This window comes from Stenotrophomonas maltophilia group sp. Smal13 (assembly GCF_030236855.1).
Taxonomy (GTDB): Bacteria; Pseudomonadota; Gammaproteobacteria; order Xanthomonadales; family Xanthomonadaceae; genus Stenotrophomonas; species Stenotrophomonas maltophilia_A.
The window spans coordinates 1-22,549 of the sequence record NZ_JASJSQ010000081.1; the positions used below are offsets into that span (position 1 = coordinate 1).

The window sequence follows — 22,549 nt, forward strand, 5'->3', positions numbered from 1 at the left end:
TGGCGGTGCTTCGGGGGGCTGGTGATGATCCAACGTCTATGTCGGCACGTGTTTTCGCCGTCGGTACGGCGCGCATTCCCGCCCGCCACATTGCAGGCGATCACCGAGGCCATCGCGGCCGGTGAGCAGCGCCACGGTGGGCAGGTGATGTTCGCGGTGGAAGCGGACCTGCCGCTGGGGGCGCTGTGGCACAGGGTGACCCCGCGCCAGGCCGCCGAGCATGCCTTTGCCCGCCTGCGCACCTGGGATACCACCCACAACAACGGTGTACTGATCTACCTGCTGCTGGCCGATCACGCGATCGAGATCGTTGCCGACCGGGGCCTGCACGGCCGGGTCAGCCCGGCACAGTGGCAGCGGGTCTGCACCCACCTGCGCGAGGGCCTGCGTGGTTCCCATCCGGTGGAAGCGCTGCAGGATGCCATCGACGAGGTCTCCAGCCTGATCGAAGGGCACTTTCCGGCCTCGACGCGGTCGAACGATGACGCGTTGCCGAACTCGCCCCAGCTCCTTGGTTGAGCCGGGGCGGCACTGGCCCGAGAATAGGCGTTCAACCGCAAGGCACCTTCCATGATCTATTTCCACGACATCGACCCCATCGCCCTCTCGCTGGGGCCGATCAAGGTGCACTGGTACGGCATCATGTACCTGCTCGGCTTCACTGCGGCCTGGCTGCTGGGCCGCAAGCGCATCGCTGACGGGCGCCTGCCGGGTGTCGATGCCAACGGCTTCTCCGACCTGCTGTTCTACGCCATGCTCGGCGTGGTGCTGGGCGGGCGCATCGGCTACATGCTGTTCTACGCGCTGGGCGATTTCCTGCACAACCCGCTGCTGCTGTTCAAGGTGTGGGATGGCGGCATGAGTTTCCACGGCGGCCTGCTGGGCGTGATTGCCGCCTGCTGGTGGTGGTCGCGCAAGCACAAGCTGCATTTCTTCGACACCATGGACTTCATGGCGCCGCTGGTGCCGCTGGGCCTGGGCTTCGGCCGTATTGGCAATTTCATCGGTGCCGAGCTGTGGGGCAAGTACACCGACGGTAGCTGGGGCGTGGTGTTCCCGTCCGGCCTGCCGGCCCCGCTGAACCAGCTGGACCATGCGACGCTGCAGGCGCAGTTCGCCACCGGCGCGCTGAATCAGTTCGCCCGCCATCCCTCCCAGCTGTATGAAGCGTTCCTGGAAGGGCTGGTGATGTTCGTGGTGCTGTGGACGGTGTCGGCCAAGCCGCGTCATCGCTACCTGGTCGGTGGCCTGTTCGCGCTGATGTACGGCCTGTTCCGCTTCGCGGTGGAGTTTGTGCGCATGCCCGACAACGGCGTCTACGTGGCCTTCGATTGGCTGACCCGTGGCCAGATCCTCAGCCTGCCGCTGATCGCCTTCGGCCTGGTGCTGCTGGTGATGTCGCGCCGCGCGCCGGTACTGCAGCCGCAGCCGCCGGTAGCTGCCGAGGGCAAGGCATGAAGGCTTACCTGGACCTGCTCTCGCACGTGCTGGAACACGGCGCCGAGAAGAGCGATCGCACCGGCACCGGCACCCGCAGCGTGTTTGGCTGGCAGATGCGTTTCAACCTGGCCGAAGGCTTCCCGCTGGTCACCACCAAGAAGCTGCACCTGCGCTCGATCATCCACGAGCTGCTGTGGTTCCTGAAGGGCGACACCAACATCGGCTACCTGAAGGACAACCAGGTGCGGATCTGGGACGAGTGGGCCGACGAGAACGGCGACCTCGGCCCGGTCTACGGCAAGCAGTGGCGCAGCTGGGCTACCGCCGACGGTCGCGAGATCGACCAGATGCAGTGGCTGGTGGACGAGATCAAGCGCAACCCCGACTCGCGCCGGCTGGTGGTCAGTGCCTGGAACGTGGGCGAGCTCTCGCAGATGGCGCTGATGCCGTGCCACAACCTGTTCCAGTTCTACGTGGTGGACGGCAAGCTCAGCTGCCAGCTGTACCAGCGCAGCGGCGACATCTTCCTCGGCGTGCCGTTCAACATTGCCAGCTACGCGCTGCTGACCCACATGGTGGCGCAGGCCACCGGCCTGGGCGTGGGTGACTTCGTGCACACGTTGGGCGATGCGCACCTGTATTCGAACCACTTCGAGCAGGCCCGCGAGCAGCTGTCGCGTGAACCGCGCGCGCTGCCGACGCTGTGGTTGAACCCGGAGGTGACCGACCTGTTCGGCTTCCAGTTCGACGACATCCGCATCGACGGCTACGATCCGCATCCGGCCATCAAGGCGCCGGTGGCGGTGTGATTGATGTTTGGCATGCTGTGTATCAGCTGGTGAGACCTGACTGATGCAGATTGTTTCTCGGATTCACCAAGTGGAGGAGCAATGAGCAAACATTCACGAAAGGCACGGGAAAAGCTGGCGGAAGGCTTGATGTCGATGTCCGGCTCCCTGGCCGTTGCATTGACTGTTGGTGTGTTGATTACTCCTCTCCTGGCAGTCGCCAATGCGGCGGTCGCGGGAAAGGATGTGGACCTTTGGGTCATGATTACTGACCTCAAGCCGACTACTGCGGCAATACTGTTCCTGCTCTATTGTTCAGCGGTTGCGACAGTACTCGGTGGACGTAGCGCGGCGATGAAAATCTTCAACGAGTTGTATCCGGACAAATGAAGCTGTCGATGATCGTGGCGCTGGACCGCAACCGTGGCATCGGCCAGGGCAATGCCATGCCCTGGCACCTGCCGGATGATTTCAAGCATTTCAAGGCGCTCACCCTGGGCAAGCCGATCCTGATGGGGCGCAAGACCGCCGAGTCGATCGGCCGCGTGCTGCCGGGGCGGACCAACCTGGTGCTGACCCGCAGCGGCCAGGTGCCATTCGAGGGCATGCGTGCGGTGGCGTCGCTGGACGAAGCGAAGTTGATTGCCGAAGGCGAGGGCGCCAGCGAGCTGTGCATCATCGGCGGCGGCGAGATCTTCCACCAGCTGCTGGAGCAGGCCAGTGACCTGTACCTGACCTGGGTGGATGCCGAAGTCCCCGCCGATACCCATTTCCCCGAAGTGGACGTGCAGGACTGGCGGGAAGTGAGCAGCGAGCCGCACCCGGCCGACGAACGCCACGCGTACGCGTTCCGCTTCGTGCACTACGTGCGCCGTTGACCGCCGCCCATCTGTAGAGCCGAGCCATGCTCGGCTGCTGTTGCCGGACACATCCCGTAGCCGAGCATGGCTCGGCTCTACAGGATTGCCTACGGCATCCGGTAATGCCCGATGATCGTGTGCTGGAACAACAGGTTCTCTTCCCGCGTGCCGCGCGCGATGTTGTGCAGCACCAGCGGCGTGCCATCGGCCAGCTGCCGGTCGGAGACGATGCCCACGTGCAGCAGGCCGTTGCCGTTGAGCTTCCAGGCAACGATGTCACCGGCCGCATAGTCGGTGGCGAGGGCGGTGATCGGTTGCTGCCAGCCCTGCCGTTCGAACCAGCGCATCAGGTTCGGTACACGACGATGATCGATGTTGCGGTCCGGCCGTGACAGGCCCCAGATCGCCGGATAGGCACTGAAGTTGCCGCGCATGTCTTCATGCACGCGTGCCTGGAGGTCCATGCCCTGGCTGCGCAGGGCGCGCACCACCACATCGGTGCACACGCCGCGATCCAGTGGCACGTCGCCGCCGGGATAGGCCAGCACTTGATAGGCAGGGTCGTAGCGGGTGGTGACGCCGATCTGCGCGCGCGCCGCAGCCACCAGTGGCGGCGAAGGCGCCTGTGGTGGCGTCGGTGTGCGTTCAGCGCTGTCCGCAGCCGTGGGAGCAGTCGGCGAGCCGGGCTGGCAGCCGCTGGCCAGGGCCAGCGTCAGCAGCAGCACCGTCCATGGTGCCCAGCCGTGCCGCGTCATGCCTGCGGCGGGGTGCTGTTGTTGTTGGGACCGCCGGAGCCACCACCACCAGCGCCACCACGGCGACGACGACGGCGCGGGCCGCGGTTGCCCGGGTTGGCGGCCGGAGCATTGCCGCCGCCCTGTTCCTTGCCCTGCGCCGGTGCAGCCGGGCGCTCGTGCGCCGGGCGCGCTGGCGGGCGGGCGTTGGGCACGGGTGCCGGTACATCGCGGCCTGGCACCTGCACCACGCGCAGTTCATCGGTATCGAGCTGGATCGCGGTCAGCTTGCCGCCCCAGACCGCGCCGGTGTCGATGGCGTGCACGCCCTGGGTGATGGTCAGGCCCAGCGCCGACCAGTGGCCGCAGACCACCTTGAGGTCACGCTCGACCCGGCCCGGCACTTCGAACCAGGGATACAGCCCCTGTTCCTGGGTGCCCGGCGTGCCCTTGTCCTCGATGCCGATACGCCCGCGCGGGGTGCAGTAGCGCATGCGGGTGAGCACGTTGATGATCGCGCGCGAGCGGTCGTAGCCGGACAGGTTCGGTGCCCAGCTCGGCTTGTCGCCGTACATGTTGCGGAACAGCTTGCGGTAGCCGGCGCCGTGCAGCTGCACCTCGACTTCGGCTGCATGCTTCTCGGCCATCTGCGTGGTCCACTTCGGCGCCAGGCCGGCGTGCACCATCATCCAGCCCAGCTCGCGGTCCACGTGCACCAGCTTCTGCAGGCGCAGCCAGTCGAGCAGTTCGTCGCGGTCCTCGGCCTGCACGATGCGCAGCAGGTCCGGGTTGACCTTGCGCTGTTCCTCTTCGGTGCGCGCACCGACGGCCAGCAGCGAAAGGTCATGGTTGCCCAGCACCACCACGCTGTGCTCGCGCAGCGAATGCACCAGCCGCAGCGTTTCCAGTGACTGGCCACCGCGGTTGACCAGGTCGCCGCAGAACCACAGGGTGTCCTGCGCCGGGTCGAAACGGATCTTCTCCAGCAGTCGCTGGGTGACGTCATAGCAGCCCTGCAGGTCGCCGATCGCCCACACACTCATCGTTCGGCCTCCGTGTCAGTGCAGGGTACGCGGGATGGCCAGCACGAAAGGTGCGACCGGCGCGGCAAATTCGGTGCCGTCGTCGGCGACCATGTCGTAGTGGCCCTGCATGGTCCCGTGATCGGTCCCCAGCATGACACCGGACGTGTAATGGAAGTCTTCACCGGGACGCAGGCGCGGCTGCTCGCCGATCACCCCGTCACCATCGACATGCTCGACGCGGCCGTTGGCATCGGTGATGCGCCAGTGGCGTGCGACCAGGCGCGCGGCAACACGCCCCTGGTTGTGGATGCGGATCGTGTAGGCGAACGCATAGCGCCCGTCTTCCGGCGCGGATTGATCGTCGAGGAAGCGCGGTGCGACTTCGACGGAGATGGCATAAACGTCAGCGTCTTCCATACCGGCAGTGTAATCAGGAGGCATTGGCCAAAGCGATGAATTCGGCCACGTCCAGCTGTTCGGCGCGGGCATCGGGACGCACGCCGGCGGCAACGAACTGTTCGGCGGACACCACGTTGTTCAGGGCGTTGCGCAGGGTCTTGCGGCGCTGCCCGAAGGCGGCCTTGACCACCTCGGCGAAACGCTTGTGGTCGTGGATGTTGATCGTGGCCGGGTCACGCGGCACCAGCCGCACCACGGCCGAATCGACCTTCGGCGGCGGCCGGAACGCGCCCGGCGGCACCACGAACAGCGAGGTCACCTGGCAGTAGGCCTGCAGCATCACGCTGAGCCGGCCGTACACCTTGCTGCCGGGGCCGGCGGCCATGCGGTCGACCACTTCCTTCTGCAGCATGAAGTGCATGTCGCGGATCACCGCCGCATGTTCCAGTGCATGGAACAGGATCGGCGAGGAGATGTTGTAGGGCAGGTTGCCGACCAGGCGGATCGGCTGGCCGGCAGCCAGCTCGGTGAAGTCCACGCGCAGCACGTCGCGGTGGACGATGGTCAGCTCGCCCAGCGGCTCGGCGGCGGCGGTCAGCGGCGCGATCAGGTCGCGGTCGAACTCGATCACCGTCAGTTTCGGATGCACGCGCAGCAGCGGCAGGGTGATCGCGCCCTGGCCGGGGCCGATCTCGACCAGGCGGTCACCGTCTTTCGGGTTGACCGCCATCACGATCTTGTCGATGTAGTGGCGGTCGGCCAGGAAATGCTGGCCAAGCTGCTTCTTGGCCGGGGCGGTGAACACCGGGCCGGAGGGGGAATGCGGGGAATTCATGCGCTCAGTGTACGTTGCCGCGCAAGCTGCGCACACAACGTCGTTGCCGCCTGCAGGCTGGAAGGATCGGCAATGCCGCGGCCGGCAAGGTCCAGCGCGGTGCCATGGTCCACCGCCACGCGCGGGTAGGGCAGGCCCAGGGTCAGGTTCACCGCCTGCTCGAAGCCCGAATACTTCAGCACCGGCAGGCCCTGGTCGTGGTACATCGCCAGCACGGTGTCGAAGCCTGCCAGCTTGGCCGGCAGGAAGGCGGTATCGGCCGGCAGCGGCCCGATCAGGTCCATGCCCTCCGCGCGCAGGCGCTGCAGCAGCGGGATGACCAGGTCCAGTTCCTCGCGGCCCAGATGACCGTCTTCACCGGCATGCGGGTTCAGGCCGAGCACGGCGATGCGTGGCGCGGGCAGGCCGAATTCGCGGCGCAGCGCGGCGTGCACGGTGCGCAGGGTGTGTTCCAGGCCGGGCGCGGTGATCGCATCGGCCACCTCGCGCAGTGGCAGGTGGGTGGTGGCCAGGGCCACGCGCACGATGTGGTTGGCCAGCATCATCACCACCTTCACCCCGGCCTGGTCGGCCAGCAGTTCGGTGGTGCCGCTGTAGGCGATGCCGCCTTCGTTGATGACCGCCTTGTGCACCGGGCCGGTGACTACGCCGTGCAGTTCGCCGGACAGGCAGGCCTGGCCGGCACCGAGCAGGGCGCCGATGACGGCGCCGGCATTGGCCGGATTGGCCTGGCCGAAGTGGCTGGGCACGGTATTGGCCACCACGCGCACACGCAGATCGCCGGGGACGCGTGCTTCGGCGTCCTCGGGCAACAGCTGCAGGGGCAGGTTCAGCGCGGCCGCGGCCGCGCGCAGGGTATCCGGGTCGGCGAAGGCCAGCAGCCGGCAATCTTCACGCGGCTGCTGGACGAGGCGGACACACAGCTCCGGGCCGATCCCGGCGGGCTCGCCCGGTACCAGAGCGAGCTCGGGGCGCATCGGTCAGGACTGCGGCGGCGTGGCGGTGTTTTCCGCGCGGTCGCCGCTGCGGAAGCTGACGTAGGCTTCGCCACGCAGTTCCTGCAGGAAGCGGTTGTACTCGTCTTCCAGCTTGCGGCGGCCGATGGTCTCGCGGACCTGGGCACGCTGGTTGTCAGTGGTCACGTCGGTCTGGCGGGTGCCCACGCGCTGCACGATGTGCCAGCCGGCATCGGTGCGGAACGGCTGGCTGACGCCACCGTCCTGGATGCCGGACACCTGCTGGCCGAACGCCGGACCGAACGCGTCGGCCGGGAACCAGCCCAGATCGCCGCCCTGGCCCTTGCTGTTGTTGTCCTCGGAGGACTCCTTGGCCACGGTCTCGAAGTCCGCGCCACCGGCGATGCGGGCACGCAGGGTATCGATCTTGGCCTTGGCGGCAGCGTCGGTCTGGTGATCGTCCACGCGCACCAGGATGTGGCGGCCGTGGTACTCGGTGACCGTGTGCTCGCCACCGCTGGCGGCGCTGGCATCACGCACTTCCACCAGCTTCAGCAGCTGGAAGCCGCTGGGGCCGCGGATCGGGCCGACCACTTCGCCGGGCTTCATCTTTTCCATCATCTGCGCGAAGGCCTGCGGGATTTCGTCCAGGCTGCGCCAGCCCAGGTCGCCGCCTTCCAGCGCGTTGGGGCTGTCCGAATAACGCACGGCGGCGGCGTTGAAGTCCAGCTCACCCTTGTCCAGCAGGGCCTTCACGCCTTCGGCCTTCTTCTGGCCGGTGGCGATCTGGTCGGCGTTGGAGCCGTCGGGCAGGGCGATCAGGATGTGCGCCAGGTGGTACTGGTTGCCAACCGTGGCCTGCTGCTTCAGGGCGGCGTCGACTTCGCCCTCGCTGACGCTGATGCGGCTCTGCGCGAAGCTCTGGCGCAGGCGCTGCACGGTGATTTCATCGCGCACTGAAGCGCGGAAATCGTTGAAGTCGATGCCGTCGTGGGCCAGGCGCTGGCGCAGTGCATCCAGGTTCGAGCCGTTCTGCTGGGCGATGGCATTCATCGCCTGGTTCAGCTCCTGGTCGCTGACGCGGATGCCGCTGCCCTGGGCGCGGGCCACCTGCAGCTTGACCAGCACCAGGCGCTCGAGCACCTGGCGGCTGAGCACGTCTTCCGGCGGCAGCTGGTTCTCACGGCCGGCGTACTGCGCCTTGATGTTGGCGATCGCACGCTGGAGCTCGCTCTGCAGGATCACGTCCTCGTCGACGACGGCGGCGATGCGGTCCAACGGCTGCGCCTCCTGCGCGAGCACCTGCAGGGGGGCGGACACGCTGGACACCGCCAGCAGGGAGGCGAGAAGAACGGGGAAGCGCTTGGTCATGGGATCTGATTCGGATCGTAGTCATCCCGGGTCGCCCCGGTGTTGCTGGGCGGCACGAGATAGAGGTCGTCGCGGTTGTAGCCGAGGATAGCACGGCGCAGCGTACGGTCCGTGTCCTGGCCGATGGAGCTGAGGCCCTTGAGGACGAACTCCAGCTGGATGGAATTGTTCATGTCGCCTTCGCGGTTGCGCACGTAGCGGCGGGCCACTGCACGCACGGCCAGGCAGCAGCTGTCCCACTGCACGCCGGCGATGATCTCCAGCGGTTCCTTGTCCTGCAGCGAGTAGTAATACCGGCCCACCAGGCTCCAGCGCGCATTCAGCGGGTACAGGAACGACAGGTCGGCCTGCTCCAGCAGGGTCCGGTCATGCTTGTTGGCGGTTGCCGGGGCGCCGGCATTGATGCGGTAGCGGTAGCTGAGGTTGATCACGCCATCGTTGGGCATCAGATAACGGGCGCGGACGCTGGCCAGATCCTCGCGCTTGTACTTCGGGTCCCACTGGTAGGTGGCGCCCAGGGTCCAGCGGTCGTTGATCATGTAGTTGCCGTCGGCGATCCACGCCGACTTGCCCTTCTCCACCGGCGCGCCGCCCGGCGTGGTGCTCACCCGCGATTCGTCGAAGTACTGGATCTGGCCGATCGCGGCCGAGAAGCGTTCCTTGCCGGTGGTCTGGTCGATGAAGCGGGTGCCCAGTGCCAGGGTCAGCTGGTTGGCATCGTTCTGGCGGTCGGCGCCGGTATAGCGCGAGTCGCGGAACAGCTGGCCCCAGCTGAAGGTGAAGTCACGGGTGTCGAAGATCGGCAGCTCGTCCTGGTTGCGGTAGGGCGTGCGCAGGTAGAACAGGCGCGGCTCCAGGGTGTGCAGGAACGACTTGCCGCGGATGGTGGTCTCGCGGTCGAAGAACAGGCCGGCATCGAGGCTGCCGATCGGCAGGCTGCGGCTGGGCGAGGTATTGCCGCGCAGCTGCTCGGGCGTGGCGGTGTTCGGATCGATGCCCTGGGAGGTGAGCACGGTACGGCGGACACTGTCGGCCAGGCCGCGATCCAGGTCATAGGCAGTGTAGCGGTAGGCCAGGGTCGGGGTTACGTACCAGGCTGCGCCACTGATCGGGAACGACACGTAGGGCTTCACGTCCAGGCGCGAACCACCGAACATGCGCTGCACCTGCCCGTTGCGGGTGTACTGCAGGTCGGTGCCGGCACTGGCGTCGTACTTGAAGTTGACGTCGTCGTGGGTGAAGCGCACCGCTTCGGTGTAGATGCCGGTTTCCAGCCACGGCAGCACCGGCTTGTTCCAGTTGAAGAACAGGCGTGGCTCGCGGTTGTAGGGCAGGGCGCGCTCGTCGAGGGTGTAGTCGGTCAGCTGCCAGCGGTCGGCCATGATGCCGGCCGTCCAGTTCTGGCCGGTGCCGTACAGGCCGATGGTGCTCTGCAGGTTGGAGGCGGTCACCCCCACCAAGCGGTTGGCGAAGTCCTCGACATAGCGTTCGTCGCTCACCCAGGCCAGGTTGGCGCGGGCCTGCCAGTGGCTGTTCACGTTGTGGTAGCCGTCGAACATCACCCGGCCGCGGTCGCGGTCGCGCAGCTTGTCGTTGGGCATGTAGCTGGTCAGCACCTCGCCACGGCCGCCGTTGTAGAGGTAGCGGAACTCATTGTCGAGCAGCAGGCCGCGCCGGCTCATGTAGCGCGGGGTCAGGGTGTCGTCGTAGTTCGGCGCCAGGTTGAAATAGATCGGCTGCGCATAATCGAAGCCATTGCGCCCGGACATGCCCAGCTGCGGGAACAGCAGGCCGGTCTTGCGGCGGTCATCGATCGGGAACTTGAAGTAGGGCGCCCACAGCACCGGCACCTTGCCGATCCGCAGCACGGCGTTGCGGGCCGTGCCGAAGCCTTCGTCGTTGTCCACTTCGATCTGCGGCGCCGACAGCTTCCACACCGGCTGCGACGGGTCGCAGGTGGTGTAGGTGGAGCGGTGCATCTGGCCGACCGCGCCCTGCAGGTCGACCGACTCGGCATCACCGTTGCCCCGGCGCGACACCAGCTGGTACTTGATGTCGGAGATCTTGTGGGTGTCGCTTTCCTGGTTGCCTTCGGCGCGCTTGGCGACCATCCGGATCGACCCGTCCTGGTAGCGGACATTGCCGTCGGCGATGTAGTTGCCGGTCTCGGTGTCGAAGCTGAGCTTGTCGGTACCGACGAACTGGTCACCCCGGCGCAGTGCCACGTTGCCCTCGTACTGCGGCACCGTGGTGGTGCCCAGCAGCTGGTCGCCTTCGATGTCGGTCGGCTGGTTCTCACGGGCGGCTGCGGCAGCAGCCTTGTCCTGGGCCGGGACCGGGGTGGGGGCGTCGGTGAACGCGGGAATGACGTCGGTGGCCGGGCACAGGCCCCAGTTGAGCGGCTTATCATCGGCCATCGCCGGCAGGCTGATGGCGATGCTCAGAGGCAGGGGAAGCAGGCGGAGGGCTCGGCGCACGCGGTTCGGATTCGGGCGAAAACGGACGGTAGCTTGCCCCATCCCTTGCATAGGGGCAATGAAGGGCGCCGGAGCCTGCCGGTTCGGGTTCATCCGGCGGAGGCACCCGCAGAGGGTGTGATCAGGGCCTGGACATGGGCCACGCTGCACTCGGCCAGGGCCTGCAGGTCGTAGCCGCCCTCCAGCATCGAGACCACCCGGCCGGCGGCGTGACGGCGTGCCAGCGCATGCAGTTCACGGGTGATCCAGGCGAAATCGTCGGTCTCCAGCATCAGATCGGCCTGCGGGTCGCGCAGGTGGGCGTCGAAGCCGGCGGAGATCAGCAGCAGCTGCGGACGGAAGTCGTCGATGGCTGGCAGCATCTCGTCGGCCCAGACGTTGCGGAAGCGGAAGCCGCCGCTGCCCGGTGGCAACAGGATGTTCATCAGGTTGCCGGCACCGCGGTCGCGGCGCAGGCCGGAATTGGGGAACAGCCCGGCCTGGTGGGTGCTGTAGTAGGAGACCCGGGCATCGTGCTGGAAGATGTCCTGGGTGCCATTGCCGTGGTGGACGTCGAAATCGACCACCGCGATCCGCTCCAGGCCATGGCGGTCACGGGCATAGGCGGCAGCGATGGCGATGTTGTTCAGCAGGCAGAAGCCCATCGCCGTGCTGCTGGTGGCGTGGTGGCCCGGCGGGCGTACCGCGCAGAAGGCCAGCGGGTCCTCGCCCAGCATCACCGCGTCGACCGCGGCCACGCCGGCACCGGCGGCGTGCACGGCGGCGCTGGCCGAACCTGGCGAGGTCCAGGTGTCCATGTCCAGCTGGCGCAGCGGCGCGGTCTGCGGCTGCAGCACGAAGTCGAGCAGGGCGCTGTCGTGGACCCGGGTCAGTTCGCCGAACTTGGCCGGCGGCGCCTCGCGCCAGTCCAGCTGATCAGGGAAGGCGGCGTGCAGTGCGTCGAGTACGTACTGCAGGCGCTGCGGGCACTCCGGATGGCCGGGGCCGGGGTCATGCAGCAGGCAGGACGGGTGGGTATAGACCAGCATCGTGCCGACTCAGCGCTGGCGCTGCTGTGGCTGCCACAGCGCTTCGCCGTGGCCATCGGCACGGGCCAGCACCCGGGCCAGCACGAACAGCAGGTCCGACAGCCGGTTGAGGTACTGCAGCGCCTCGCTGCGCACGGCCTCGTGGCGGGCCAGGGTGACCGTTTCGCGCTCGGCGCGGCGGACGATAGTGCGCGCCAGATGGCAGCGCGCGGCGGCTTCGCCGCCGGCCGGCAGGATGAATTCCTTCAGCATCGGCAGGTCGGCGTTGTAATGGTCCAGCTGCTGTTCCAGCGCCGAGACGTCGGCGGCGTGGATCGCGGCATGGCCGGGAATGCACAGCTCGGCGCCCAGGTCGAACAACTGGTGCTGCAGATGCACCACCAGCGCGCGCACATCCTCGGGCAGGGGCGCGGCCAGCAGCAGGCCGAGCGCGGCATTGGCCTCGTCGACGGTGCCGAAGGACGCCACGCGTGCGTCATCCTTGGCTACGCGCTGGCCGTCGCCAAGGCCGGTACTGCCGTCGTCGCCGGTGCGGGTGTAGATGCGCGAGAGGCGATGACCCATGGCGCGGCTCAGTGGCGGATGTCGCGGCGGGCCTGCTGGAGCTTCAGCACCTGCTCCACGGCCAGCTGCAGGGCGGCGGCCAGCGCCACATAGATCGCCGTGGTGCGCAGGTAGGGCCCGAACCACTGCGCGTAGTTCTGTGCCCAGCCGGCCAGGGTCGGCTCGGCCACGTTGCGGCTGCTCCAGTAGAAACCGCCCTGTGCCAGCAGGTGGCAGACCGCCACCGAAGCGACCAGCAGCAGTGCGCCCTTGGCCAGTACCGGCCAGCGCGCGCTCTGGTAGTTGCGGCCCAGCAGCATGCCGCCGGCCCACAAAGAGAAGTAGGCAGGCAGCAGCAGCCAGTAGCCCGGCGACACGCAGTAGTGCTGCCAGAAATCCAGACCGCTGCTGCGGATCACGATCCAGTCCACCAGCACCGCGAACACCATCAGCAGCGGGAACGCCCAGCGTGTCCAGCGGGCCAGGTAGAAGCCACCGATGAAGAACACGGCCCAGGAGGCATCCGGAATGGCCGCGAAGTGATTGACCCGGGTCGCCGCCAGCAGCAGTACGAGTACGGACAGGACGAAGGCGCGGTTGGCGGTATCGGACATGGTGGGGGCCCGGAGCGGATTCAGGTTTCATTCTAGCCCGCCGCGCAGGTTGGCGCAGGTGCCGCCCGTTCGGCGTACAGTCGGGGCGAGCGCGTATCATGAACACATGAGTGAACGACATGACGTGCTGATTGTCGGTGGTGGCCTGGTCGGTGCCAGCCTGGCCATCGCCCTGGACCGCCTGGGCCGCGACGTGGGCCTGCTTGAGGCCAGCCCGGCCGGCGAGCTGCCTGCGGTGTTCGACCAGCGCAATCTCAGTTTCGCCGCTGCCACCGTCAATGCGCTGACCGCGCTGGGGGTGATGCAGAAGCTGGGGATGGCACCGGGCCCGATCCGGCGCATCCATGTCAGTCGTGCCGGCGATTTCGGCCGTGTGCAGCTCGAAGCGGCCGATTACGACCGGCCGTGGTTCGGCCAGGTGGTGGTCGCGCGCGATTTCGGCCAGGCGCTGGAAGCGCGCCTGCAGGAACTGCCGCGCCTGCGCCGCTACCGGCCGATGCGGTTCCTGGGGCTGGGTGAGGTGGTCGATGGTTACCGCCAGGTACGGGTGGCTGACGAGGCTGGCGAACGCGTGCTGCTGGCACGGTTGGTGGTGGGGGCCGATGGCACCACCAGCGGCGTGCGTGGCGCGCTGGGCATCGAAGTCGACCGCCATGATTTCCAGCAGACCCTGTTCGTGGCCCGCGTGCGCAGCCAGCGCGCGCCGGATGGCACCGCCTGGGAGCGGTTCACCGATACCGGCCCAACCGCCCTGCTGCCGCGCGGTGACCGCCACTTCGGAACCGTGCACGGTGTTGCACGCGACCAGGCCGATGCGGTGATGGCGTTGGACGATGCGGCCTGGCTGCAACGCCTGCAGAGCGCGATCGGCTGGCGTGCCGGCCGCCTGCTTGAATCCGGCCCGCGCAGTGCCTACCCGCTCATCCAGGTGCTGGCGCGCGCGCTGGCCGGTGAGCGCACGGTGCTGCTCGGCAATGCCGCGCAGACCATCCATCCGCTGGGCGCACAGGGCTTCAACCTGGGCCTTCGCGATGCGCTGACCCTGGCCGAACTGCTGGAGGATGCGCATGAGGATGCCGGCAGCGATGCGCTGCTGAAGGCCTACGTCGCGCGGCGCGAGGAAGATCGCCGGCAGACGGTGGCGTTCTCCGGTGGGCTGGCACGATTGACCAGCAACCCGGCACCGCTGATGCGGCCGCTGCGCAGCCTCGGCCTGGTGGCCGCACAGCGCGCGTCGGTGCAGTCGATGCTGGTCGGTGGTGCGATGGGCTTCCGTGGTGACGTGCCGCGCCTGTGCCGCGGAGAAGTCGCATGAGCCGGCGCACGCGTCTTGATGTGGCCATCGTCGGTGGGGGCGTGGTCGGTGCCGCGTGTGCGCTGGCGCTGGCCGATGCCGGCCTGTCGGTAGCGCTGGTGGAAGGCCGTGAACCGGCACCGTGGCAGGCCGCACAGCCGGACCTGCGCGTGTTCGCCTTCGCCGCTGACAACGTGCAGCTGTTGAACCGCCTGGGTGTGTGGCCGGCGATCGCGCAGGCCCGCGCCTGGCCTTACCGGCGCATGCAGGTGTGGGATGCCGCGGGTGGCGAGGATCTGTTGTTCGACGCCGATCGCTTCGGCCTTCGTGAGCTGGGCTACATCGTCGAGAACGGCCTGCTGCAGGATCGCCTGTGGGCGGCGCTGCCGGCGGCGGGCGTGCAGCTGAACTGCCCGGCACGGGTGGAAGCGCTGGAACAGGATGAAGACGGCGTGCGCCTGCGGCTGGATGACGGGCGCCGCCTGGAAGCGGCACTGGCGGTGGCCGCCGACGGTGCCGAGTCAACCCTGCGCCAGCTGGCCGGGATCGAGGTTGAAAAGCATGACTATCACCAGCGTGGCGTGGTGGCCTATGTGGACAGCGATCTTCCCAACCAGGCCACGGCCTGGCAGCGCTTCCTGCCGACCGGGCCGCTGGCGCTGCTGCCGGTGGCCGAGCGCCGCAGTTCGATCGTCTGGACCCTGCCCGAGGATGAAGCGGCTCGCGTACTGGCCCTGGACGAGGACGCCTTCAACCGCGAACTGACCCGCGCCTTCGCTGCGCGCCTGGGCGAACTGCGATTGGCGTCACCGCGTGCGGCCTTCCCGCTGCGTCGCCAGCTGGCCCGTCACTACGTGGCTGGCCGCGTGCTGGCGCTGGGTGATGCTGCGCATGTGGTGCATCCGCTGGCCGGGCAGGGCGTGAACCTGGGCCTGCGCGATGTCGCCGCCCTGCAGCAGTGGCTGGCGCCGTCGGCCGAACGCCGCGGCCAGCCGCGGCTGTCGCCGCAGCGCCTGCAGCGCTGGGCACGAGAACGGCGCAGCGACAACCACATCGCCGCCCACAGTTTCGATGCGATCAATCGGCTGTTCTCCAACGACGAGATGCACCTGACCCTGGCCCGCGGCCGCGCACTGGGCTGCGTCGGCAAATGGCCGCCGCTGGTGCAGGCGTTCTGGAAGCGCGCCGCCGGTGTGTAGCCGGAACGCAAACCGCACGATGCTGCGGGCACCGCTGGCGCGTTAGCAACCACGGGATCCCGCTCTGGTAGGTGCCAACCTTGGTTGGCACGTCTGCCAGGTCACGTCGGCCCAGATGGGGCAACGGCGTTTCCGATGTTGTGCCAACCAAGGTTGGCACCTACCGAAAGCGGGCGCTGCTACCGCCGTTGATCCAGTAGATCCACGCCATGCGTGGATGAAGATCGCGCCGGTGAATCAATCAACCAGCCAACCAGCCAGGTCGGCACGATCCAGCTTGCCGCGACGCTTCACGTCCAACGCATTGAACTCATCGGCCAGCGCCGGATTGGCCTGCGCTTCCTCGCGGCTGATGAAGCCATCACCGTTCACATCCAGCGCAGCGAAGTGGATGCGGTACTGGCCGACCACGCTGCTCGGTTCCAGCGAACGCACGGTCACCTGTGCCTCGCCGGCCGGCCGTGCAATCTCGACGCTGCCGCTGACCCGGCCGGCATCCAGCGGTTGCTGGCGGATCGCGCCGCCGGTCGGGCCCAGTGGCTGGCTCTGTGCAGGGGTGTGCGGCAGCTGCTGGGCAATGGCCGGTGCGGCTGCCAGCACGGTGATCAGCATGGCGAGCGGGTGGTATCGCATGGTTCCCTTCCTCGGTAGCGCCGGGCCATGCCCGGCGGGCATGTTCCTCAGCGCAGCGGCGAGGCCAGTACCGTGATCTCCTCACGGTCGTGATAGAGCTGCTTGGCGCGGACCACCAGCGGCTTGCCGGCCTGCTCCTGGAACAGGTCCAGGCACAAGCGGGTTTCGTCCCAGCGCTTCTTCATCGGCAGCTTCAGATTGAAGATCGCGTGCCTGCACCAGCCTTCGCGGAACCAGGTGGCCATGCGTTCGGCCACGCGCCGCGGCTGCTCGACCATGTCGCAGACCATCCAGTCCAGCGGCTGCTCCGGGTGCCAGTGGAAGCCATCGGCGCGCAGGTGCTCGACCAGGCCGGTGTCCAGTACGTGCTGGCGCAGTGGGCCGTTGTCGATGCTCAGCACGTGCATGTGCTGGCGGGTCAGCACCCAGGTCCAGCCGCCGGGTGCGGCACCCAGGTCGGCCGCGCGCATGCCGGGCTTGGCCAGCGCCTCGCGTTCTTCCGGGGTCAACAGGGTCAGCAACGCTTCGTCCAGCTTCAGCGCCGAACGCGATGGCGCTTCGGGCAGCAGCTTCAGGCGCGGAATGCCCAATGCCCACGGTGCGCTGTCGGCCGGGTCGGCTACGCAGACGAAGGCGTGGGTGCCGTCGACGAACACCACGTGCAGGCGCGGCAGACGGTCGTTCGGCTTGTCAGTGAGCTTGCCGGCCTTGCGCAGCGCCGGGCGCAGCGCATTGCCGAAGGCACGGGCCAGCCCGGACAGCGGCTTGCCGGCGTCCGAATCGGGATGTTCCACCCACAGGTCGCCGAAGCGCGGCGCATCGGCCAGCACCTCCAGCATCGGGGTGATGCGGTCGGCCGGGTCCAGCTGCGGCAGCTCGGCCAGCACCACCAGCTTCTGCCGCGCGAAGATCAGTTCGCGCCAGCGCAGGCGCGGCGCCAGTGCCGCAGCTTCGTCGCACATGAACAGCACGTAGCCATCATTGCGCTGGGTGCGCGCATAACCGGCGAAACCGGCTTCACTGGCGCGGAACTGCAGTTCGCCGGCCAGCTCGGGCTCGAAACCCTGCCGGCACAAGCACAGCAGGCCGATGCCGGCCTCAGTAACGGGCGCCATCGCTTTCCCCATAGGCACGCAGCACGCTGCGTGCGGCGTCGCGGTTCAGGCCCTGCACCACTTCGATGCCGCGCTTGTTGAGTTCACCCACCCAGTCGGCCGGCAGCGGGCCTTCGTCGAACGGGGTCAGCTCTTCGACGTCGGCCGAGTTGGCACCGATCAGCAGGCGGTCGATGCCGGCCCACACGGTGGCGCCGTAGCACTGGCAGCACGGCTGCGAACTGGTGGCCAGGGTGACCGGCGACAGCACTGCGTTCAGGCGCGGGGTCTGCAGGCGCTGCTGGGCCAGCATGTAGGCCATGTTCTCGGCGTGCGCCAGCGAGGTCGCGTGCGGCATCACCCGGTTCACGCCGGCGGCGATGACCTTGTCATCCGGGCCGAACACCACTGCACCGAACGGGCCGCCACTGGCGTGCTCGACGTTCAGCCGCGACAGCTCGATCGCCAGCGCGACCTTGGCCTCATCGCCCGGATATCGACGATCCAGGTCGATCTGGTCGTGGATCCAGGCGGGAAGGGTCAGGTGGACTTGCGCGTACAGCATCGCGGGGGTGCCTCGTAGGGAATGGAAGAAGGTGCGGTTGCTTGGGAAACCGGCGCGCAGTGTAGCCGCACCGGCCTGTATCGGGTGTGGCGGTGGGTCAGCCCGGCGAGCCGGTGCGGATCACTACGTACTGCTTGCGGAACTCCAGCCCGGCCTGCGGCCAGCTGGCCGCGTAGGCGCGCAGCAGGGGCAGGGCGGCAGCGAAGTCGTGGCCGTTGACCCGGCAATCGGCCTCGCACAGGCCGTCGGCATCGCGCGAGGCGAACAGGCGGATGGCGAGGAACTGGCGGGCTTTCAGCAGCTCATCGAAGGCCTCCATGCTGCGGGTGAACAGGCAGCAGGGGCAGGAACCGTGGTCGTCCTCGCTGCAGGTGGATGCATCCACCTCCTGCGCGCGGTAGTGCGCCAGCGGCCCCAGCACTACGGTGCGCTGGTGTTCCTCGCCGTCATCGCCGGCCGGATAGGTCAGGCCCATCATCGGCAGGCCCTGTGCGTCTTCGGCGCCGATCGCGGTCTGCAGGGTCGCCAGGTCTACCCGCACCCAGGCCTGGAAGCCGAACAGCAGCGACGCCTGCTCATCGGCACCGTTGGCGTGCTGGTACTCGAACAGGCCATCGGCGAACAGCAGCGGATGCTGGGCCTCGATGACGGTGGATGTCTGCCAGCCGCCGTTGTCGCGCGCGTGCGCGGCCATCGCATGCGGGGTCAGGCGCAGGCCGCTGTCCAGCAGCAGCGCGTCGCCGTCGACGTGGCCGGCGATGCCGGCCTCCTGCAGGACCTGCTGCAGCAGCGGGAGGAGGTCGGTGGAGGTCGTGGTCATGTCAGGCCTGTGGATGGATGGGGTGGAACATCCAGGCAAGGCCTGGGGATCTAGCGGTCGAGCGCGTCAAGTTCGGCGCGATATCGCTGCGCGTCGGACTGCTGCTGCGGATCGTTGCCGTGGTCGCGCAGCCAGGTTTCCAGCTCGCGGCGATAGTCCGCGCGGAAATCGGCATTGCCCGGGCTGAAGTGCAGCTTGCGCGCCGCCACTTCCACCCGCTCGCGCGCGCTGGCCCGGGCCTGGGCGATGCCGTGCGGCGATTCATTGGTGAGGATGACGAAGTTGCGCGGGAAACCCGGCGTGTACTTGACCACGAACGGCTGGTCGGGCGCCGGGATGCGGATCGCGTTCTCCAGCGGCCACAGCGAGGCGGTGTTGGTGTGGAACACCACCTCCACGTCGCGGCCCTCGGCGGTGCGCAGCACCCCTTCGTAGCGCCAGATGTACTGCTCGTTCATCGTCGAACTGGTGCGCTCGGACTTCACGATCACCGCTTCACCAGGCTCGCCCACCACGTTCAGGAAGGCGGCGTTGAGGAAGTGGCCGAGGAAGATGTTGAGCATCGCCAGCGGGAACACCACGATGGCGTAGCCCGGAAAACGCCGCCACCACGAGACCAGCCCGGCCAGCACCATCGCCGAAAAGAACGTCAGCAGCGGATGCTGCGAGATGAACCAGAACAGGACGGAGAGGGCGGTGATCATCGTCGGGGTCATGCGGGCGCCGTGCTGGCGCCCGCGCAGGTCCTCAGGCCGACCAGGTGTCGCGCAGGGTCACGCTGCGGTTGAACACCGGCTTGGCTTCGGTGTGGTCGCGGCGGTCGGCCACGAAGTAGCCGGTGCGTTCGAACTGGAACGACTGCTCCGGGGCAGCGCTGGCCGCGGCCGGCTCGACATAGCCGGTGACAGTGCGGCGCGATTCCGGATTGAGGTAATCACGATAGGTCTTGCCTTCCGATTCGTCGTCGGGGTTCGGCACCGAGAACAGGCGGTCGTACAGGCGGATCTCGGCCGGCACGCCATGTACGGCGCTGACCCAGTGGATGGTGCCCTTGACCTTGCGGTTGGCGCCTTCCATGCCCGGACGCGATTCCGGATCCAGCCAGCCACGCAGCTCGGTGATGGTGCCGTCGGCATCCTTGATCACTTCGTCGCAGCGGATGATGCCGGCACCACGCAGGCGCACTTCGCCGCCGGGGACCAGGCGCTTCCAGCCCTTCGGCGGCACTTCGGCGAAGTCCTCGCGGTCGATCCACACTTCGCGTGCGAACGGCACTTCGCGGCTGCCGAAGCTCTCGTCCTTCGGGTGGTTGCTGAAGGTCAGCTGTTCTTCGTGGCCTTCCGGCAGGTTGGTCAGCACCAGCTTGACCGGGTCGACCACGGCCATGCGGCGCGGCGCGGCGCTGTCCAGGTCTTCGCGCAGCGCGCCTTCCAGCACGCTGAAGTCGATCAGCGAATTCTGCTTGCTGATGCCCACGCGCTCGGCGAACAGGCGCATCGCGGCCGGGGTGTAGCCACGGCGACGCAGGCCCTGCAGGGTCGGCATGCGCGGGTCTTCCCAGCCGTCCACCAGCTGCTCGGTAACCAGCGCCATCAGCTTGCGCTTGCTCATCACCGTGTAATTGATGTTCAGTCGCGAGAACTCGATCTGGCGCGGCTTGGCGGCTTCGCGCGGCAGGCCGGCGTCGACCAGCGGCTGGGTCAGCGTGTCGTCATGGGCGAAATCGACGTTGTCCACGCACCAGTCGTACAGCGGGCGGTGGTCTTCGAATTCCAGCGTGCACAGCGAGTGGGTGATGCCCTCGATCGAATCGCCCAGCGCGTGCGCGAAGTCGTACATCGGGTAGATCGGCCACGCGTTGCCGGTGTTCTGGTGCTCGACATGCTTGATGCGGTACAGCGCCGGATCGCGCAGGTTGATGTTGCCGCTGGCCATGTCGATCTTCGCGCGCAGGGTGCGCGCGCCATCCGGGAATTCACCGGCGCGCATGCGGCGGAACAGGTCGAGGTTTTCCTCGACGCTGCGGTCGCGCCACGGCGACGGGCGGCCCGGCTCGGTCAGGGTGCCGCGGTAGGCGCGCACTTCCTCGGCCGACAGGTCGCAGACATAGGCCTTGCCCTGTTCGATCAGCTTCTCGGCGGCCAGGTAGTAGGTCTGGAAATAGTCCGAGGCGTGGCGCAGTTCGTTCCAGCTGAAGCCCAGCCAGCGCACGTCGTCCTGGATCGCGGCCACGTATTCCGGGTCTTCCTTGGCCGGGTTGGTGTCATCGAAGCGCAGGTTGCAGACGCCGCTGAACTCGCCGGCGATGCCGAAGTTCAGGCAGATCGACTTGGCATGGCCGATGTGCAGGTAGCCGTTCGGTTCCGGCGGGAAACGGGTCTTGATCGCCTGGTGCTTTCCGCTGGCCAGGTCCTCGCGCACGATCTGGCGGATGAAATCGCGCTTTTCGTGGCTGTCGGCGGGGGTCTCGGGGCTGGCGGGGGTGTGCTCGGACATGAGTCGGCGAAAAGAAAGGCAGAAAGACCAACAGTCTAGCGCGTACCGGGCAGGGCTGCCCGGTGGGGCGTGGGGATGCCGGCCAGCGGCCGGCACTACCAACCCCTCTTCCGGTAGCGCCGGCCGCCGGCCGGCGGAATGTGGATCGCCGTGCAATTGGGTAGTGCCGGCCGCTGGCCGGCAGAACGGTCATGCGCCGTCACCACCACCATTCAGCCCCCGGGCGTATGCTGGAATCCTGTCCCACGGAGCTGCCGCATGCACATCGTGTACAAGGCCGACAACCTGTTCGACGCCCACCTGGTCAAGCACGCGCTGGAGGATGCCGGCATCCCGGCCTTCGTGTTCGGCGAGTCGTTGCTGGGTGGCATGGGCGAGCTGCCGCTGTTCGGCGTGCTGCGGGTGGGCATCCCTGATGCGGCACGGCCGCAGGCCGAGGACATCGTGGCGGCGCTGGACTTGGGCCAGGCGCCGGACGCCCCCATTTCCGATGCAGACGACATAGCCGGCCTTCCGGCGTAGGAGCGCATCATGTTGGGAATTGGCCAGGGCATCCTCGGCATCGGCGCCTTCAAGCAGCGCCTGCCGCGCCCGGAAGAGGCGCTGCCGGGGCGCGATCAACCGCTGCCGCTGCACAGCAACCAGCACTTCGTGAACAGCCATCCGCTGAAGGACCGTTTCGCCGGCCTGCAGCAGATCCGCTTCGCGCTGGGCTGCTTCTGGGGCGCCGAGCGCAAGTTCTGGACCGAACCGGGCGTGTACAGCACATCGGTGGGCTATGCCGGCGGCATCACCCCGAACCCGACCTATGAAGAGGTGTGCTCGGGCCTGACCGGCCACACCGAAGTGGTGCAGGTGGTGTTCGACCCGGCGGTGGTGAGCCTGGAGCGGCTGCTGCAGCTGTTCTGGGAAAGCCACGACCCGACCCAGGGCATGCGCCAGGGCAACGACACCGGCACCCAGTACCGTTCGGCGATCCACGCCACCGACGAGGCGCAGTACGCCACCGCGCTGGCCAGCCGCGAGGCCTACCAGGCGCAGCTGGATGCGGCCGGCTACGGCCCGATCACCACCGAGATCGAGTACCCGGCACCGGAGTACTACTACGCCGAGGACTATCACCAGCAGTACCTGGCGAAGAATCCGAACGGCTACTGCGGTATCGGCGGCACCGGGGTGAGCTGTCCGATCGGATTGGATGTGGAGGCGCCGCGCTGACGCGCGGTGGTCCGCCTGCGGCGGGCAGAATCTACGGCAGAAGCCAAAGCCAAAGCGGCTCTGCGTTTCTGCGGGTTGGGCGGGGCGGTGTGGGTTGTCAGGACGCGCCGTAAACCCGTCCTTGGGGGCTCGATGGCGCCATCCATGGCGCCAACGGTCC

25 protein-coding genes are annotated in these 22,549 nt (G+C 67.7%); 9 read left to right on the forward strand and 16 right to left on the reverse strand.

Annotated elements, in window-relative coordinates:
• The first annotated feature begins 24 nt into the window (after window positions 1-24).
• The 5 genes from QRO95_RS20050 to QRO95_RS20070 all read left to right on the forward strand — a co-directional run bounded on the left by QRO95_RS20050 (window position 25) and on the right by QRO95_RS20070 (window position 3,106).
• Window positions 25-519: a TPM domain-containing protein gene (locus QRO95_RS20050; protein WP_149908807.1), complete on the forward strand. Its 495-nt coding sequence runs from the start codon at window positions 25-27 to the stop codon at window positions 517-519.
• Window positions 520-570: 51 nt separating this feature from the next.
• Window positions 571-1,458 (forward strand): prolipoprotein diacylglyceryl transferase, encoded by an 888-nt coding sequence (lgt, locus tag QRO95_RS20055; protein WP_285303308.1) that lies wholly within the window; start codon window positions 571-573, stop codon window positions 1,456-1,458.
• The gene (locus QRO95_RS20060; RefSeq protein WP_121504902.1) at window positions 1,455-2,249 is read left to right on the forward strand and encodes a thymidylate synthase; all 795 of its coding nucleotides are present in this window, start codon (window positions 1,455-1,457) and stop codon (window positions 2,247-2,249) included. Before lgt ends, QRO95_RS20060 begins: the two co-directional genes overlap by 4 nt.
• Window positions 2,250-2,330: 81 nt before the next feature.
• Window positions 2,331-2,618 carry a hypothetical protein gene (locus QRO95_RS20065; RefSeq protein ID WP_065179687.1) on the forward strand — a complete coding sequence of 96 codons (288 nt, stop codon included), beginning with the start codon at window positions 2,331-2,333 and terminating at the stop codon, window positions 2,616-2,618.
• Window positions 2,615-3,106, forward strand: a complete 492-nt coding sequence (locus QRO95_RS20070; RefSeq protein ID WP_285303309.1) for a dihydrofolate reductase — start codon at window positions 2,615-2,617, stop codon at window positions 3,104-3,106. Before QRO95_RS20065 ends, QRO95_RS20070 begins: the two co-directional genes overlap by 4 nt.
• 89 nt (window positions 3,107-3,195) lie before the next feature.
• Here the strand turns inward: QRO95_RS20070 and QRO95_RS20075 are convergent, their stop codons facing one another.
• From QRO95_RS20075 to QRO95_RS20120, 10 genes are all read right to left on the reverse strand, one after another.
• Window positions 3,196-3,843 carry a DUF1287 domain-containing protein gene (locus QRO95_RS20075; protein ID WP_197617136.1) on the reverse strand — a complete coding sequence of 216 codons (648 nt, stop codon included), beginning with the start codon at window positions 3,841-3,843 and terminating at the stop codon, window positions 3,196-3,198.
• Window positions 3,840-4,865 (reverse strand): symmetrical bis(5'-nucleosyl)-tetraphosphatase, encoded by a 1,026-nt coding sequence (locus QRO95_RS20080; RefSeq protein WP_201118228.1) that lies wholly within the window; start codon window positions 4,863-4,865, stop codon window positions 3,840-3,842. The genes QRO95_RS20075 and QRO95_RS20080 overlap by 4 nt, the downstream gene beginning before the upstream one ends.
• 15 nt (window positions 4,866-4,880) lie before the next feature.
• Window positions 4,881-5,264: a Co2+/Mg2+ efflux protein ApaG gene (gene apaG, locus QRO95_RS20085; protein ID WP_005412297.1), complete on the reverse strand. Its 384-nt coding sequence runs from the start codon at window positions 5,262-5,264 to the stop codon at window positions 4,881-4,883.
• A 13-nt stretch (window positions 5,265-5,277) separates the two neighbouring features.
• Window positions 5,278-6,081: a 16S rRNA (adenine(1518)-N(6)/adenine(1519)-N(6))-dimethyltransferase RsmA gene (gene rsmA / locus QRO95_RS20090; RefSeq protein ID WP_049398140.1), complete on the reverse strand. Its 804-nt coding sequence runs from the start codon at window positions 6,079-6,081 to the stop codon at window positions 5,278-5,280.
• Window positions 6,078-7,058 (reverse strand): 4-hydroxythreonine-4-phosphate dehydrogenase PdxA, encoded by a 981-nt coding sequence (pdxA, locus tag QRO95_RS20095; protein ID WP_049398141.1) that lies wholly within the window; start codon window positions 7,056-7,058, stop codon window positions 6,078-6,080. Before pdxA ends, rsmA begins: the two co-directional genes overlap by 4 nt.
• Window positions 7,059-7,061: 3 nt before the next feature.
• Window positions 7,062-8,408, reverse strand: a complete 1,347-nt coding sequence (locus tag QRO95_RS20100) for a peptidylprolyl isomerase (RefSeq protein ID WP_032129906.1) — start codon at window positions 8,406-8,408, stop codon at window positions 7,062-7,064.
• On the reverse strand, window positions 8,405-10,885 hold the full coding sequence (lptD, locus tag QRO95_RS20105) for an LPS-assembly protein LptD (protein ID WP_080355245.1): 2,481 nt from the start codon (window positions 10,883-10,885) through the stop codon (window positions 8,405-8,407). Before lptD ends, QRO95_RS20100 begins: the two co-directional genes overlap by 4 nt.
• 89 nt (window positions 10,886-10,974) lie before the next feature.
• On the reverse strand, window positions 10,975-11,913 hold the full coding sequence (locus tag QRO95_RS20110) for a histone deacetylase family protein (RefSeq protein WP_032129908.1): 939 nt from the start codon (window positions 11,911-11,913) through the stop codon (window positions 10,975-10,977).
• A 9-nt stretch (window positions 11,914-11,922) separates the two neighbouring features.
• On the reverse strand, window positions 11,923-12,477 hold the full coding sequence (locus tag QRO95_RS20115; RefSeq protein ID WP_049398143.1) for a cob(I)yrinic acid a,c-diamide adenosyltransferase: 555 nt from the start codon (window positions 12,475-12,477) through the stop codon (window positions 11,923-11,925).
• Window positions 12,478-12,485: 8 nt separating this feature from the next.
• The gene (locus QRO95_RS20120; protein WP_019338105.1) at window positions 12,486-13,070 is read right to left on the reverse strand and encodes a hypothetical protein; all 585 of its coding nucleotides are present in this window, start codon (window positions 13,068-13,070) and stop codon (window positions 12,486-12,488) included.
• Window positions 13,071-13,176: 106 nt separating this feature from the next.
• On the opposite strand from QRO95_RS20120, the gene ubiH reads away from it, so the two are divergent.
• Complete coding sequence (gene ubiH / locus QRO95_RS20125) at window positions 13,177-14,385, forward strand: 2-octaprenyl-6-methoxyphenyl hydroxylase (RefSeq protein ID WP_285303313.1); 1,209 nt, start codon at window positions 13,177-13,179, stop codon at window positions 14,383-14,385.
• Complete coding sequence (locus QRO95_RS20130; protein WP_285303314.1) at window positions 14,382-15,563, forward strand: UbiH/UbiF family hydroxylase; 1,182 nt, start codon at window positions 14,382-14,384, stop codon at window positions 15,561-15,563. The genes ubiH and QRO95_RS20130 overlap by 4 nt, the downstream gene beginning before the upstream one ends.
• Window positions 15,564-15,800: 237 nt before the next feature.
• On the opposite strand, the gene QRO95_RS20135 is transcribed toward QRO95_RS20130, so the two are convergent.
• From QRO95_RS20135 to QRO95_RS20160, 6 genes are all read right to left on the reverse strand, one after another.
• The gene (locus QRO95_RS20135) at window positions 15,801-16,196 is read right to left on the reverse strand and encodes a hypothetical protein (RefSeq protein WP_049398146.1); all 396 of its coding nucleotides are present in this window, start codon (window positions 16,194-16,196) and stop codon (window positions 15,801-15,803) included.
• A gap of 47 nt (window positions 16,197-16,243) precedes the next feature.
• Window positions 16,244-17,311: a 23S rRNA (cytidine(2498)-2'-O)-methyltransferase RlmM gene (gene rlmM, locus QRO95_RS20140; RefSeq protein ID WP_285303316.1), complete on the reverse strand. Its 1,068-nt coding sequence runs from the start codon at window positions 17,309-17,311 to the stop codon at window positions 16,244-16,246.
• Window positions 17,295-17,855, reverse strand: a complete 561-nt coding sequence (locus QRO95_RS20145; protein ID WP_004154307.1) for a nucleoside deaminase — start codon at window positions 17,853-17,855, stop codon at window positions 17,295-17,297. The genes rlmM and QRO95_RS20145 overlap by 17 nt, the downstream gene beginning before the upstream one ends.
• A 97-nt stretch (window positions 17,856-17,952) precedes the next feature.
• Window positions 17,953-18,675 (reverse strand): DUF6348 family protein, encoded by a 723-nt coding sequence (locus QRO95_RS20150; protein WP_285303318.1) that lies wholly within the window; start codon window positions 18,673-18,675, stop codon window positions 17,953-17,955.
• Between the two features lie 50 nt (window positions 18,676-18,725).
• Entirely contained in the window at window positions 18,726-19,379 is a 654-nt protein-coding gene (locus QRO95_RS20155) for a membrane protein (protein WP_032129916.1), read from the reverse strand.
• Between the two features lie 43 nt (window positions 19,380-19,422).
• Window positions 19,423-21,171 carry a glutamine--tRNA ligase/YqeY domain fusion protein gene (locus tag QRO95_RS20160; RefSeq protein ID WP_049398150.1) on the reverse strand — a complete coding sequence of 583 codons (1,749 nt, stop codon included), beginning with the start codon at window positions 21,169-21,171 and terminating at the stop codon, window positions 19,423-19,425.
• A 258-nt stretch (window positions 21,172-21,429) separates the two neighbouring features.
• Here QRO95_RS20160 and QRO95_RS20165 point away from each other — a divergent pair, with 258 nt between their 5' ends.
• On the forward strand, window positions 21,430-21,693 hold the full coding sequence (locus QRO95_RS20165) for a DUF2007 domain-containing protein (RefSeq protein WP_285303320.1): 264 nt from the start codon (window positions 21,430-21,432) through the stop codon (window positions 21,691-21,693).
• 30 nt (window positions 21,694-21,723) lie between these two features.
• Window positions 21,724-22,389 (forward strand): peptide-methionine (S)-S-oxide reductase MsrA, encoded by a 666-nt coding sequence (gene msrA, locus QRO95_RS20170; protein ID WP_285303321.1) that lies wholly within the window; start codon window positions 21,724-21,726, stop codon window positions 22,387-22,389.
• Window positions 22,390-22,549 lie beyond the last annotated feature (160 nt).